The following is a 13,663-nucleotide window of genomic DNA, read 5'->3' on the forward strand; positions in this document are numbered from 1 at the left end:
TTGAGCCCTACCCCCTTCCCAAAATAAACAATTTACAACTGAACAATATGAGTTTTGATTCCGAGTCTTTCCAAATCATTGATCATCCATTGATTACGCCCGTTGTTTCGAACTAAACAAACTTGAAGCGAAATTTGCTGCTGCCTTAACTTTTCAAATGCCGGGAGCATGTCTTTACTTAATTCAGCACAAACAAAATAAACGGTCGCTCCTCTCCATTGTTCATAAACACTTCCAAAAGTCAGTACCTTACCTGTTCCTTCAATTTGTGCTAACAACTCTAAACCCTTATACAATTGATTGGATGAAACAACACGCGAGACCCAATCATCTAGTCGAACAGCAAGCTGAACAGAACCTTGACTCTCCATAAAAGTAACGAGTAAGGAAGCGGTTAGTTCAATTGATTTTTCGAACATTTCTTCTGTCTGTGCAGACAAATAAGGATCAAAAGCAATGACAATACCTTCACCACGAAAGGATTCAAATTCCTTTGTCATTAATTGTGTCGAACGAGCCGATTGTTTCCAGTCAATACTCGTTAATCGATCACCTGGAATGTATTGACGAACACTCGATAGATTTCGTTCCTCCCCTAATTCCTTCGCTCTTAGTTTTCCCTCAATCGATTCCACTTGTTTTCCATGTGGCACTTCTCTAATTTTTTGGTAACGTGGATAAACATTGACGATCGTTTCACTTACAATCGCTTTTCTTTTTTCAAAAAAACCAAATAAATCACCAAAGATTAGCTCCACTTTATCAAACTCGTATTGACCCCGTTTAACATTATGAATCGAATACCGATATTGAAACTTTTTTTGAAAAGAAAAGAAAAAGAAAGCACTAGGGTTTTGAACCTCACCTAAGTCGGCTGACACGTGATCAAACACATGCATATAAAAGAATGGCTGGAAAGAAGACTTTCTCACCGTAACCGTTACGAGCAAGTCATCCCCACCTTTGGCTACAGTAGGTTGAATCACACGCTCAACCTTAAAACCCTTAACTGGGAGCAACGACATGAGCAACGTGAGGCCTAATACCGTGATCGTACTATAAAATAAGAACCAACTGACAAACCCACCTTGAAACATCGCATAAATCAAAACGATCATAGCCACTAAAAGGAACAAAATGTATTTTAAAATCTCCTTTAATGTTTGTTTCATTCCTCGCCTGTTCACGATGTCGTTAACCTTCTTCTCGCTACTGGGACTTCTACGCGTTTTAAAATATCCTTCACAATATGCTCCACGGTAATATTGGCCATTTTTGCATCCGTACTTAATATAATCCGATGAGAGAGCACATTCATGGCTAAATACTGTACATCATCGGGGATGACGTAATCTCGGCCTTGAATTAAAGCATACGCTTGAGCAGCTTTCATTAAAGCGATCGTTCCACGCGGACTGACACCTAGCTCTACCGAACGATGCTCTCTCGTTGCATGTGTTAAACGCACAATATAGGTTTTAACATGGACATCAACTAGTACTTCCCCTACTTGTTTTTGCAAAGCGAGCACTTGCTCAGTAGAAATGACCGAATCAATTTCTTCTATTAGTAGCCCTTCATCTATCCGCCTTAACATTTCTAATTCTTCATTAACGCTCGGATAACCAATTTGAAGTTTTATTAAAAAACGGTCTAATTGAGCTTCTGGCAACGGAAAGGTTCCTGCATATTCAACTGGGTTTTGGGTTGCCATTACAAAGAAAGGCTTTTGCAGGACTCTCGTTTCGCCATCAACAGTAATACTTGCTTCTTCTAAAGATTCCAATAAAGCGGCTTGTGTTTTGGGTGAGGTACGGTTAATCTCATCTGCTAATACGATATTCGCCATAATCGGCCCCGGTCGGAAGGTAAAGCTTTGTGTTTGTTGATTATAGATGGAAACTCCCGTTACATCTGAGGGTAATAAATCAGGGGTGAATTGAATTCGCTTAAATTCAGCTCCAACCGAACGTGCCATCGATTTTACAAGCATCGTTTTCCCTACTCCTGGAACATCCTCCAATAAAACATGACCATCTGCCATTAAAGCAACTAAACATAATTCAATTTCTTTCCTCTTCCCTACAACCACTTTTTCTATATTATTTATGACCTTTTCGATTTGGTGTAATGTTGTCATCCGTGCCTCCATTTCTCCTTGTCCAATATTCAAAGTCAAAATCCAATCAATCTATACATACTTTTATGCCTTTAATAGACTTATTCTAAAAATCCTACTAATCTCCCAGAGACTATATTCTACAAAAAGTGAGTAAAACCTACCTTTTTCCCCTTTTTTATTTTGGAGTACTTCCATAATACCATTTGTGATAGAGGTCATGCCAACATTTACAAAAAATTCAAAATAGTGATTTCGTATAAAAGGGCAGCTACTTAAAAACGCCTGTTTATTCGCACCGTAATTGGAGGCACTCTCTTTTTTCATTACCTATTCCCCTTTTTTCGCACCATAATTGGAGACACTCTTCCTTTTCATTACCTATCCACGTTTATAGGTAATGTTTAACTAACGGACGGGAGCCTGCGAGCCTTTTTAACTTTGATTATTTGATTAGCAGTGTATTTCCCACTTTCTACCTTTAAAAACACAAAAAAGCCGCCCTCATAAGATTATTTTCATAACCTTATGGGACAGCCTTTTATGAGAATGCTATTTCAATCAATTTTCTTTCTGTTCCAAGTTTATTAAAGATTAGAACCCTTAACCTACTTTGCTTTCTTCTTTTACTTGCTGCTGAAGCTGATACATTTTCGCATAATTTTGTTCGAGCTCCATTAACTCATCATGTGTACCTTGTTCAACGATTCTTCCTTTATCGAGCACAAGAATTTGATCAGCGTTTTTAATCGTCGATAGACGGTGGGCAATAATAAAAGTCGTACGCCCTTCTTTTAATGTATCCATCGCTTTTTGAATAATGGTTTCCGTCTCCGTATCGATATTCGATGTTGCTTCATCTAAAACAAGAATCGCAGGATTGACAACTAATGCTCTGGCAAAGCTAATTAACTGTCTTTCCCCACTTGATAAAGTACTTCCTTTTTCTTTTACTTCTTCTTCCAAAATATTATCCAGTCGTGAAAAGACTTGTTTGCCACCAACTAATTCTAAGGCATGCTCCACTTCTTCTCTCGTAATATCATTTCGATTTAACGTAATATTCGTTTCGATCGTCCCCGTAAACAAATATGGTTCCTGCAACACAATCCCCATGTGCTCACGTAATGTCTGACGTGGAATGTCCTTAATATCTTGACCATCTAACCTTATGGCCCCTTTTTGACAATCATAAAAACGAAATAAAAGATTCATGATTGAACTTTTCCCTGAACCAGTATGACCAACTAAAGCGATCGTCTGACCAGGTTTTGCGGTGAAGGATAAATGTTTCAAGACGTATTCATCTTCTTTATAGCTGAAGCTTACATCATCAAATGTAATTTCACCTTTTGGACGCTTCATAACTTCTTCTGCTACATCTTCGCCTTCTTTATCCATAAGTTCAAAGACACGTTCCCCAGCGACACGAGCTTGCTCTAAGTTTGCTAACTGGTTCACAATACGGTTAATCGGTTCAAATAAACGGTTAATATAATCAACAAACGCGTAGAGAACACCTAATGTTAAAACAGCCCCAACACCCGTTTGAGCTCCTCCTAGAAACCAGATTAACCCAACCATAATCATGTTTCGAAGCACAGCTGTTAAATTATGTGACGTTAAAGAATTTAAACGTAGCATCTTATTCTGAGCCGTAAAATGCTGATCATTCAATTTGCCAAAGGTTTTTTCGCGACCTTTTTCTTTACGAAAGGCTTGAATGATCTCCATCCCTTGAATCGATTCATTTAACGACGCATTAATCTCACTATTTTTCGAACGAATTTCATGATTATATTTAGACGCAAACTTACGGTAGAGCACAACCCAGACCCATAATATCGGGATAAGAACGAGTGCCCCTGCCGCTAACCTAGCATCTAAAAGGAATAATGCCGTATAAATCCCAATCATATAAATTACACTTGAGAAGAAATTTGCTAACACGGCGACATATAACTCTCGTACGGCTTCCGTGTCATTTGTAACGCGCGCAACGACCTTACCAGCCGGCAAATTATCAAAAAAACGAACAGGTAAACGGGATAGATGGTTAAATACATCCGTCCGCAGCTTTTGAATAATTCGATTCGCAGCCTTTTGTAAATAAAAACGTTGACCATATTGGAAGAACGAAGCAAAAATGATTAAGCCTAAATAAAATAAAAGCCAATACACAACCGGCATAATTTCCGGTCTATAAAAATCCATCACTTCCGAAGCAGATAATGCAACCGCTTCAGAAACAAAAGTGTCATCAGCATTTGTAATCGTCAGTTCTCCGTTTTCAAAACTCTTTTCACCATCAAACGGGATAAGCTGGTTAGTGACGTAAAAATTTAAACCAATTTGTACGATTTGAATCGTATCCCCCCTATCACTTCCCTCTGATAGTCGAGATTCACGTATATACCATGTATCATTATATAAAACAGCCTGTTCCTGCTCGACCGTTTCAATCCAAGGCTCCTCTATCCCCATAATATGATTATCAATAATCGTCTTTGCAATAAAAGGACCTGTTAGCTCTGCCGCCACACTGACAGATAATAAGATGAGAGCAAAAATGATCGTTTTTTTACTCGAAAGGGCGTATTGATAAAGTCTTTTTCCTACTGTCATGCAAGAGCACCCCCTCCTGTAGATAATGTCTGTCTATCAACTTGTGTTTTGTACCAACCATTTTGTTGAATAAGTTGTTCATGTGTTCCTTGTTCTACCACTTTCCCATCATCAAACACAAGGATTAAGTCGGCATGCTCAACCGCAGACATACGGTGCGTTGTAATAATCGTTGTTTTCCCTTTACGCTCTTCTTGAATATTTTTGACGATTAAAGCTTCCGTTTTGGCATCAACAGCTGACAATGAATCGTCCAAAATCAATATTTCAGGGTCTGATATCAAGGCTCTAGCAATTGAAATTCGTTGCTTCTGGCCTCCAGATAAAGCCACTCCTTTTTCTCCAACAAGTGTTTCCAATCCCTCTGGCAAAAAGGCTAAATCTTGTTCAAAAGCAGAGAGACGAATCGCCTTCTCAAGATCTTCCTCCGATGCACCATCTTTTCCAACTAATATGTTTTCTTCGACACTTTGAGAAAATAAAATATGCTCTTGTGGCACATAGCCGATCCAAGATCGAACTTGTTCCTTCGTTTGATCAGCGATTGAATGCTCCCCAACTTTAATGGTTCCTTGACCCATCGGATAAAACTTTAATAATTGCTTTACAAAGGTCGTTTTCCCACTACCCGTCCTGCCGACAACTCCAATCGTTTCACCAGAATGAGCCAATGCCGAAACATCCTGAAGCTGTGCATGCTTAGTGGATGGGTATTTAAATGTAACATCATTAAAATTGATTTTGTCAGGGTATGGCTGGATAGCAGCATTTACCGGATCGACAACATCTTGTTTGATCGCTAGTGTTTGATTAACACGATCTAAAGATGCACTTCCCCGTTGCAAAATATTTATAAGCTCCCCTACTGCAAACATTGGCCAAATCATCATCCCTAAATAAATGTTAAATGTGACAAGTTGACCTAATGAAATTTGTTGTTGAAACACTAGGTAAGAACCGTAACCAATTCCTATTACATAACTCATCCCCACTAAAATATTTATCACGGGTTCAAATAATGCATCCGTTTTAGCCACTTGAAGATTCTTTTTATACACATCTTCGCTCATATCTCGGAATTTCTTTTCATCAAGGCGTTCTTTCCGAAACGCTCGAATGACTCTCATCCCTGCAACCGATTCTAGAACACGGTCATTTAACTTACCAAAGGCATCTTGTGCAGATGTGAATCGAGTATGAATTTGCTTTCCTAAAATTGAAATAAAAATAGCCATAATCGGTAACGGTAAAATCGCTGCGAGCGTTAATTTCCAATCTACTAAAATACACATCGCTACTAAAACCGTTAACATAAAGACACTCGAATCAACTAACGTCAAAATTCCAAAACCAGCCGTCATCGAAACAGCCTTTAAATCATTTGTTCCTCTCGCCATTAAATCGCCCGTTCTTTGCTTTTCATAGAACGGTGGATCCATTTTTAATAAATGTCTCATAAACGTTTTCCGAAGCTTCCTTTCTAGGACAAAGGCACCTCCAAATAACTTAGACATCCATATATACGTAAAGCCATAACTGACAATCGTCACAATGACAAATACCCCAATGAGTGTCCAAAAAACAGACCCACTTAATTGACCCATTTGAAAATAATCAATCGCCCGCCCAATTAAACTTGGTGGGATAATATCAATAATTCCAACTAGTATTAGAAGCAATAAGGCAATCGTATACCTCCGCCACTCTTCTTTAAAAAACCATGATAATTGTTTAAAAATCCTAAACATCCAATTTCCTCCCTCTTCGTTCAACTAACCGCCTTCTAACTCTCCCATTGATAAGATTTGAGCTCTAGGCACTATCATCATCCTTCTCCTCCTTCGTTTACTTGATCAAACTCTGTATTCATACAGTAGGAGCCTTTTTCAGGCCAACAAAAAAGCATACCGCTAGTCGCGATATGCTTTGCTCACCATAAACAAATAGCACAATCAATAAAATAAACGACGACTAGGAAGCCGCCCTCCATTATACAAACCCCTATTGGTGTATACAAAGAAAAGGAGACGGCACTTTTATACAGTTGTGATAATGAAATTGATCAAATGTAATGAATGTACGCATTGTCCCGCTCCTCCTTTTCTAAAAATAATTAGTTTGATTACATTCAAAATCTTAGCCGATATTTCCAACAATTGCAAGACGTTTTTTCATAATTTCGAAAAATATAAGTCCTTTTAGGTAAATACCCAATCTCATGACCGTCCTTCACTCTTTAAGGTTGTCAACCATAAAATAAACTACAAGAAGCTATGAGTTTCTTACTGAAACAATAAAAGGTGGTGTTCATTCATGGGATTTTATGGTGGCGGTTATACTCCATATAACTATTGTCCTCCTCCTCCACCTCCTCCTTGCTATGGTGGTGGCTACGGCGGTGGCTATGGTGGTGGCGGATTCGGTATTGCCATTGTGATCGTACTCTTCCTCTTCATCATTATCTGCTGCGGCGGTGGTGGCTTTGGAGGCGGCTATGGCGGAGGATACAAATAAAACACCCCCATAGCGGCAAGAAAGCAAGCAAAAATGATCGTGTCAGCGAAAGAAACGAACTAAAGGAGAGAGACTTTTAAAAAATGGGGCTGTCCCAAAAGGTGATGAAAATGACCTTTGAGGGTCCAGCCCCTTTTTTAATATTATCAAATGAAAGATCAGTCACCGCTCGAATAAGTTTCATTTTCTATCAAAAAAGACAAAAAGACTTCTTTCCAGATTATAATATGAATTAATTCGCTCTTCCTAAAACGTACGGGCCAGTGCGACTACACTATTTTATTGCCATTCACAAATTTTTCGTATCCTTTTTCACTCAACAAAAGAGACTACTCAATGAGTCACATGACCTTTTAAAATAGTCTCCATTATTTTAACTATATCTTTTAATATGACTTGATACCTTTTCACTAACCCATTGCCCATTTCTCAGACACTCTTCTCAAATCGGCTTGGTTTTAGGAATAGTTCTATTCGTTTGTTTTCTTCTAAATATGGATAATAGCCTACTTTACCGGCGAAAATTTGCTCTAAGTATTCTGATTCTGGAAAATGACGTGGTTGCATTAAGTTCGGTGAAAACTTCGCAATCGGAACTTCCCCTTCATTTAATACGGTCGCTACAAACTGAGAACAGAAAAATGCATTTTTGCGCTTAAAATCATATTTACACATTAAAGCAATCATACCAAGAATATTATACCGATACATTTCGCGTTGAATCGAAATTTGCTCCACTTTCCGTTTCATTCGCTCAAAATCACGTTCACTAACCTCACAACGATAGACTTCACAATTAGCTCTTTGAAAAATAAATGAGTGCATATCTTCTTTCACAAATCCACCAACAAATGGATTATGTGGGCGCTTCCTTCCAAAGCTATAAACCTCAGTAAGTTCTTTATTAAATGAAATCGAAACATGATTCAATTGTTCTTTTGTATACAGTCTGATGGCCTTTGCAAATAAAGTACCTGTGTCAGATAATAAAATATAAATATATCTTTTCCTCATAGAAATCAACCCTTGCTCCTCAATTAAAGGCTTAATAAAATAAATAAAATAGAATGAATGCAAAACAATTTTCCCTCTTACATTATCATCAATAAAAAAGATAAAGAGAACAATCTTGAGGGTGATTGGTTCTCAGCCTTAAGACGGATATTCCCCAAGTAGAAGAATTGGGAGCCCTACAGATACACCATAAACAAGACACAAATTTCCATTCACATAAATTGACAACATTGATAAAATAACCTATTTTTTTCAAATTAAATAATACATACATTCTACATAACTATCGATAAGATTACTATCTTTTTTTTACTTTTACATGATGTGCCTTTTATAACATTAGACGAACAAAAATAAATAGACCCCTACACTCTTCCATTAAAAAATAATTTCTATAAGCAACCTATTAATTATACGTTTATCAACACCTTTTTGTTTCAACTCTATAAAAAAACTTCTATATCAAAAAGCAAATGCTTCGAATAGAAGTTTTAGACCTTATTTCATTCATTTACAATAAAACCATTCCTCAACTAGGCATATCGTTTTCGTTTGCTAGAAGACGGTATCCTCAATTCATTACGATATTTAGCAATCGCTCTTCTCGATATTTCAATTTGGTGTTCCTTTTGCAAATAGTCGACCAATTTCTGATCAGACAATGGCTTTTCTTTATTTTCTTTTGCAATCAACTGCTTTAATAACTGCTTTATCGATTCAGATGTGTTTGCTGAATCCTCTCGATTAGAACTTACAGCCGATGAAAAAAAAGCTTTCAATTCCAATAATCCTTTTGGCGATTGTAAATATTTATTACTTGTCACCCGACTCACTGTAGATTCATGAATCTCTAGCTCATCTGCTACATCCTTTAAAATAAGAGGCCTTAAAGAAGCATTTTTGAAAATAAAATCAGCTTGATGACGAACAATCACTTCCGTTACTCTTTTTAATGTGGATTGTCTTTTTTCAATACTCGTTAACAGCCATTTTACTTCTTCATGCTTCAAGCGAACATATTTAGTCACATCTTCATTTGGATTATGCATCATCTTTACATATTGCTGATTCACCGTGATACGTGGGATTCTCTCCATATGAACATGGACTTTAACTTCATTTGTCTCTTTATCTAAATAAACACTCACATCTGGAGTTACATATCTCGTTAAACTTGATTGAAAATTTAAACCTGGCCTCGGCTGAAGTTGCTGTATGAAGTCATAAGCTTGTTGCACTTCTAAAAGATTTATCGAACAACTTTTGGCAATCTCCTTCCATCTCTTATTCGCCAAATTGTCAAGATGCTCTACGACAATTTGCTCAACTAAGAGATGACGAGATTCTAACTGTTGCAATTGGATTAACAAACATTCCTTTAGTGTTCTTGCTCCAACTCCGTATGGTTCAAACTGCTGTAAGGTCGATAATATTTCCTCTGCCTCTTCAATTGATATTTTTAATTCTGAACACAATTCATCTAATGGATAGGATAAATAACCATCATCGTTTAAATGATTAATAAAATAACATAGCTGCTCAAATTGAATACTAGTAAGTGGCAAAAATCTAGCTTGTTCAATTAAATAAGGATGTAGACCTGTTGACTCTTCAGAAATTTGTTCAAGCCAATTTGTCTCACTTTCCACTCCACTTGATTGTCGAGCTTTTCTCACCTCATAATCCGGCTGAAACTCGTCATTTTTAGTGGCCTCTTTTTCAGATTGCAACTCAACTTCCAATAATGGATTTTCTAACGCTTGTTCTTCAATATGAGCAATTAATTCATGCGTTGACAGTTGAAGCAAGGATATGGCGTGACGTAGTTCTGTTGTCATATATAAGTCAGTACGCTGCTTTTGAACCAAACTAAAATCAAGCATCCTCGTTCACTCCTTACAAGATTTTACTTGTTTGAGAAGAGTCCTCGGAGAGCAAACTTTACATTTTGCGGCCGCTCAGCTAATCTCCTCATAAAGTAACCATACCAATCTTTCCCAAACGGTACATAGACTCTCATCGTATACCCTTCATCGGCAATACTTTGTTGCATTTCCGTTCTCATGCCATACAACATTTGAAACTCAAACTGTGACTTAGGAATATTATTCTCTTTAGCAAACGCTTTCACCTTCTTAATTATATGATGATCATGGGAAGCAATTGCTGTATATTTTCCATTTAACAAATGTTTTTTTATAATATTGAAATAATTCTCATCAACTTTTTCTTTCTCTTGGTAAGCAACCTTGGCTGGCTCTTTATAAGCGCCTTTTACTAATCGTAAGCTAAGATCCTGTAATTCGTCTACATCTTTTTCAGCTCGATGCAAATAAGCTTGAATCACGGTTCCAATATTTTCATAATCTTTCCTTAACTCGGCTAAAATATCTAGTGTTTTCTGACACCTCGTATAGTCCTCCATATCAATCCTCATGAAGATATCATGTTTTTTGGCTACACCGACAATCTTCTTCATATTCTCTAAACAAAATTCCGCATTTATATCAAGTCCAAGTTGGGTCAGCTTGACCGACATATGTGAAGAAACTCCTGAAGACGCAATCGCTTCAAGCGTCTGAATCGCCATAGCTGTTGACTCTAAAGCTTCTTCTTTACTCTGCACATACTCGCCTAAATGATCGACTGTACAAACAAGTCCTTTTTGATTTAATTCTTTTAATGATTCAATCATTTCTTCAATCGCAACTCCTGCCACAACTTGGGAAGCGCCAAATTTCAAGCCCCATTTTTTTGCCCCACTACTAATCAATCGATTATGCGATAAAAACAAAAAGAAATTCCGCGAAACCTTTTCAACCACCATCATACCAATTCCTCCTTTAATATAAAGCGAAGTCCGTTTGCTCAGAAGTGAGAAAAAATAAGAACAGCTGATGAAGACGCTTTTTGTCTTCATTCAGATGGGCGATTTTTCTCGAGCTTCTAACGGACGTAGCTGGATTTAATATGAAACAAAGTCTTTGCAAGTGTGTGCTACGTCCCTTTTCCACAACTTATATACTTCTATCTATTGCAAATTCCGCGCCAAATAATTGTTTTTCTAATAAACTATTCCTTCTTAAAATTCATGCCGATTTTCCCGTCTTTTTCTTTGTCTATTAAAAAAGATAAAAACTTCCTGTATTTGAAAGCGAAAAGATATAGAATTATTAGACATTTTTGTTTATGATGAAGAAAATAGTTATACACATTTGTCTTAATGAGTTTACATTTAGGAGGGCTTTCATTTGAAAACAGCTTTTCAACTTAAGGAAATGGCTAAACCATTAACCGAACGTCTACCAATCAATGAGATGAAAATAGTTTCTGAGGATTTGCATATCCTTGACTTGCCCACGCTCGAACTCGGTCAGGATTTTCTTTTAGAAAACGTTGAAGGAAACTTAGTTGGCTGGGTATCTATGGATGATTTTGTCCTAAAGCTTTTTCAATATACAAAAGAAATAAGTGCCTTTTACGACACTTTACTGACGAATGTGGAAGATGCGATTGCGATTACAGACACAAACGGAAATGTGAGTGCTTGGAATCGCAAATCAGAAGAAATGTATCGACTAAAAAAAGAAGAAATTATCGGACAACCAATTACCAACTTTTTCGAGAAAGAAGCTCTTATTTTATTATCAACCATGCAAACGCAGCTTGGTGTTCATCAACAATACAATCAACCACGCCCGAACGTACATGTACTCATTAACAGTGCACCGGTCTATGTCGACAATAAGATTATTGGCGGTCTTTCCATTGAACGTGATATTACCGATATGGTGAAACTAAATGAACACCTATCTGAAACAACGGCTTACTTGCATGATTTAGAGCAGAATGTAAATGGGCAAGCCGAGCCATCTTTTCAAAAAATAAAAGGTAGAAGTACCAAATTACAAGAAGCCATTACATTAGCTAAAAAAGTTGCTAGTACAGATGCCCCCGTTCTAATTACGGGTGAAAGCGGGGTCGGTAAAGAGCTTTTTGCAGAAGGTACTCACCAAGCAAGCAAACGGAACAAGAAGCCCTTTATTGCGATCAATTGTGGAGCGATACCGAATGCATTATTTGAAAGTGAGCTTTTTGGTTATGAACAAGGGGCCTTTACCGGAGCTGCACGCGGAGGTAAAAAGGGGAAATTTGATTTAGCAAAAGGGGGTACCCTCTTCTTAGATGAAGTTGGTGAGATGCCACTGGAGCTCCAAGTAAAATTATTACGCGTTCTTCAAGAAAAACAATATTATCGTGTTGGTGGAACGGAATCGATCCCATTTGACGTTCGCATCATTACGGCTACGAATCGTGATATTGAGCAAATGGTTTTAAATGGTCGCTTTAGAGAGGACCTCTACTACCGCCTTAATGTGATCGCGATTCACGTCCCTCCTCTACGGGAAAGAATCGAGGACGTCCCAGCTCTCGTCCAGTTATTTTTGAAAGAGTTTTCTTTTAAATACTCAACACCAGCACCACATATCGACTCGGAAGTGATGTATGCTTTTATGCAACACCGTTGGCAAGGAAACATTAGACAGTTGAGGAATATCATTGAACGTCTCGTCATACTCGGAAGTGATACTGATACAATTAATGCTAAACATCTGCCTCCAAATTTTTTCGAATCACAACAAACGAAACTTACTGAGCCACTAGGTGAAAGTACTCCTACTATAGAAGATACTAGTCACTCTATTAATAAAGAGCAAATTGTAAGTGCCCTAGACAAAACATACGGCAACCGCTCTGCTGCTGCCAAAATCTTAGGAATATCAAGAGCCACATTATATAACAAAATGAAAAAATACAAATTAAACTAGTGTTCCTTTTTAATAACCTATTCTAAGTATCCTTGTAAATAATCCGGAATGATAACCTCTTTTCTTCGGCTATCTTCCGGATTAGTTTTTTGTTCTTATTTACCTACCTAAAAAACATTGAATGACTTTGCTGCCTAAAGCTTGAATTTAATTGGCCTTTCCCCCTTTGTTGCTCCTGACTTTTCCTACATTATTTATCTTTCAATCTAAAAATCCCATAGTACTTCAGAGCTTTAAAACAGTTTTTCTCCTAATTTTTTATATTTTCTGATTTTTTTACTAGTTATTCAGCCAGCAAATCTGTTTTTAGTCAAATAAATAAACAAAACTGTCTAAACATTTACACTTATGTATAAATCATATTAAACGATTACATTAAAATAAATCATTATATTTTAATAGAAAGCTATCTGTCAGCAATGAACACTTCTTGGTTCGTTAAATAAAAAAGTTGGCATATAAATTGCATAATAGTTCATTAGACAATCAAATAGACAAAATTCATAAAAAATATTTGTCTTTAAGCTTTACTTAAAATTCGAAATCGAAAGGATGATCTCTC

At 37.1% G+C, this 13,663-nt stretch carries 10 protein-coding genes; 2 read left to right on the forward strand and 8 right to left on the reverse strand.

The genetic code is table 11. The features are described from left to right. Positions 1–32: 32 nt before the first annotated feature. The 5 genes from AA0017_RS16565 to AA0017_RS16585 all read right to left on the reverse strand — a co-directional run bounded on the left by AA0017_RS16565 (position 33) and on the right by AA0017_RS16585 (position 6,492). On the reverse strand, positions 33–1,172 hold the full coding sequence (locus AA0017_RS16565; protein ID WP_413376228.1) for a DUF58 domain-containing protein: 1,140 nt from the start codon (positions 1,170–1,172) through the stop codon (positions 33–35). 11 nt (positions 1,173–1,183) lie between these two features. Beyond that, the gene (locus AA0017_RS16570) at positions 1,184–2,140 is read right to left on the reverse strand and encodes an AAA family ATPase (protein WP_413376230.1); all 957 of its coding nucleotides are present in this window, start codon (positions 2,138–2,140) and stop codon (positions 1,184–1,186) included. A 63-nt stretch (positions 2,141–2,203) separates the two neighbouring features. Continuing rightward, positions 2,204–2,446, reverse strand: coding sequence for a hypothetical protein (locus AA0017_RS16575; RefSeq protein WP_413376231.1), 243 nt, complete (start codon positions 2,444–2,446; stop codon positions 2,204–2,206). Between the two features lie 276 nt (positions 2,447–2,722). Then, entirely contained in the window at positions 2,723–4,744 is a 2,022-nt protein-coding gene (locus AA0017_RS16580) for an ABC transporter ATP-binding protein (protein ID WP_413376233.1), read from the reverse strand. Further along, positions 4,741–6,492 (reverse strand): ABC transporter ATP-binding protein, encoded by a 1,752-nt coding sequence (locus AA0017_RS16585; protein WP_413376235.1) that lies wholly within the window; start codon positions 6,490–6,492, stop codon positions 4,741–4,743. The genes AA0017_RS16580 and AA0017_RS16585 overlap by 4 nt, the downstream gene beginning before the upstream one ends. 565 nt (positions 6,493–7,057) lie before the next feature. On the opposite strand from AA0017_RS16585, the gene AA0017_RS16590 reads away from it, so the two are divergent. Further along, positions 7,058–7,258, forward strand: a complete 201-nt coding sequence (locus AA0017_RS16590; RefSeq protein ID WP_413376237.1) for a hypothetical protein — start codon at positions 7,058–7,060, stop codon at positions 7,256–7,258. A 429-nt stretch (positions 7,259–7,687) separates the two neighbouring features. Here AA0017_RS16590 and AA0017_RS16595 read toward each other — a convergent pair whose 3' ends face one another. From AA0017_RS16595 to AA0017_RS16605, 3 genes are all read right to left on the reverse strand, one after another. Further along, the gene (locus AA0017_RS16595; protein WP_413376239.1) at positions 7,688–8,272 is read right to left on the reverse strand and encodes a hypothetical protein; all 585 of its coding nucleotides are present in this window, start codon (positions 8,270–8,272) and stop codon (positions 7,688–7,690) included. A gap of 533 nt (positions 8,273–8,805) precedes the next feature. Beyond that, positions 8,806–10,155: an RNA polymerase factor sigma-54 gene (gene rpoN, locus AA0017_RS16600; RefSeq protein ID WP_413376241.1), complete on the reverse strand. Its 1,350-nt coding sequence runs from the start codon at positions 10,153–10,155 to the stop codon at positions 8,806–8,808. Positions 10,156–10,178: 23 nt separating this feature from the next. Further along, on the reverse strand, positions 10,179–11,102 hold the full coding sequence (locus tag AA0017_RS16605) for a proline dehydrogenase family protein (RefSeq protein WP_413376243.1): 924 nt from the start codon (positions 11,100–11,102) through the stop codon (positions 10,179–10,181). A 421-nt stretch (positions 11,103–11,523) separates the two neighbouring features. Between AA0017_RS16605 and AA0017_RS16610 the strand changes: the two genes are divergently transcribed. Next, positions 11,524–13,101 carry a sigma-54 interaction domain-containing protein gene (locus tag AA0017_RS16610; protein WP_413376245.1) on the forward strand — a complete coding sequence of 526 codons (1,578 nt, stop codon included), beginning with the start codon at positions 11,524–11,526 and terminating at the stop codon, positions 13,099–13,101. The last annotated feature ends 562 nt before the right edge of the window (positions 13,102–13,663 follow it).

The organism is Alkalihalobacillus phoenicis (assembly GCF_047302405.1).
GTDB lineage: Bacteria > Bacillota > Bacilli > Bacillales > Bacillaceae_D > Alkalihalobacillus.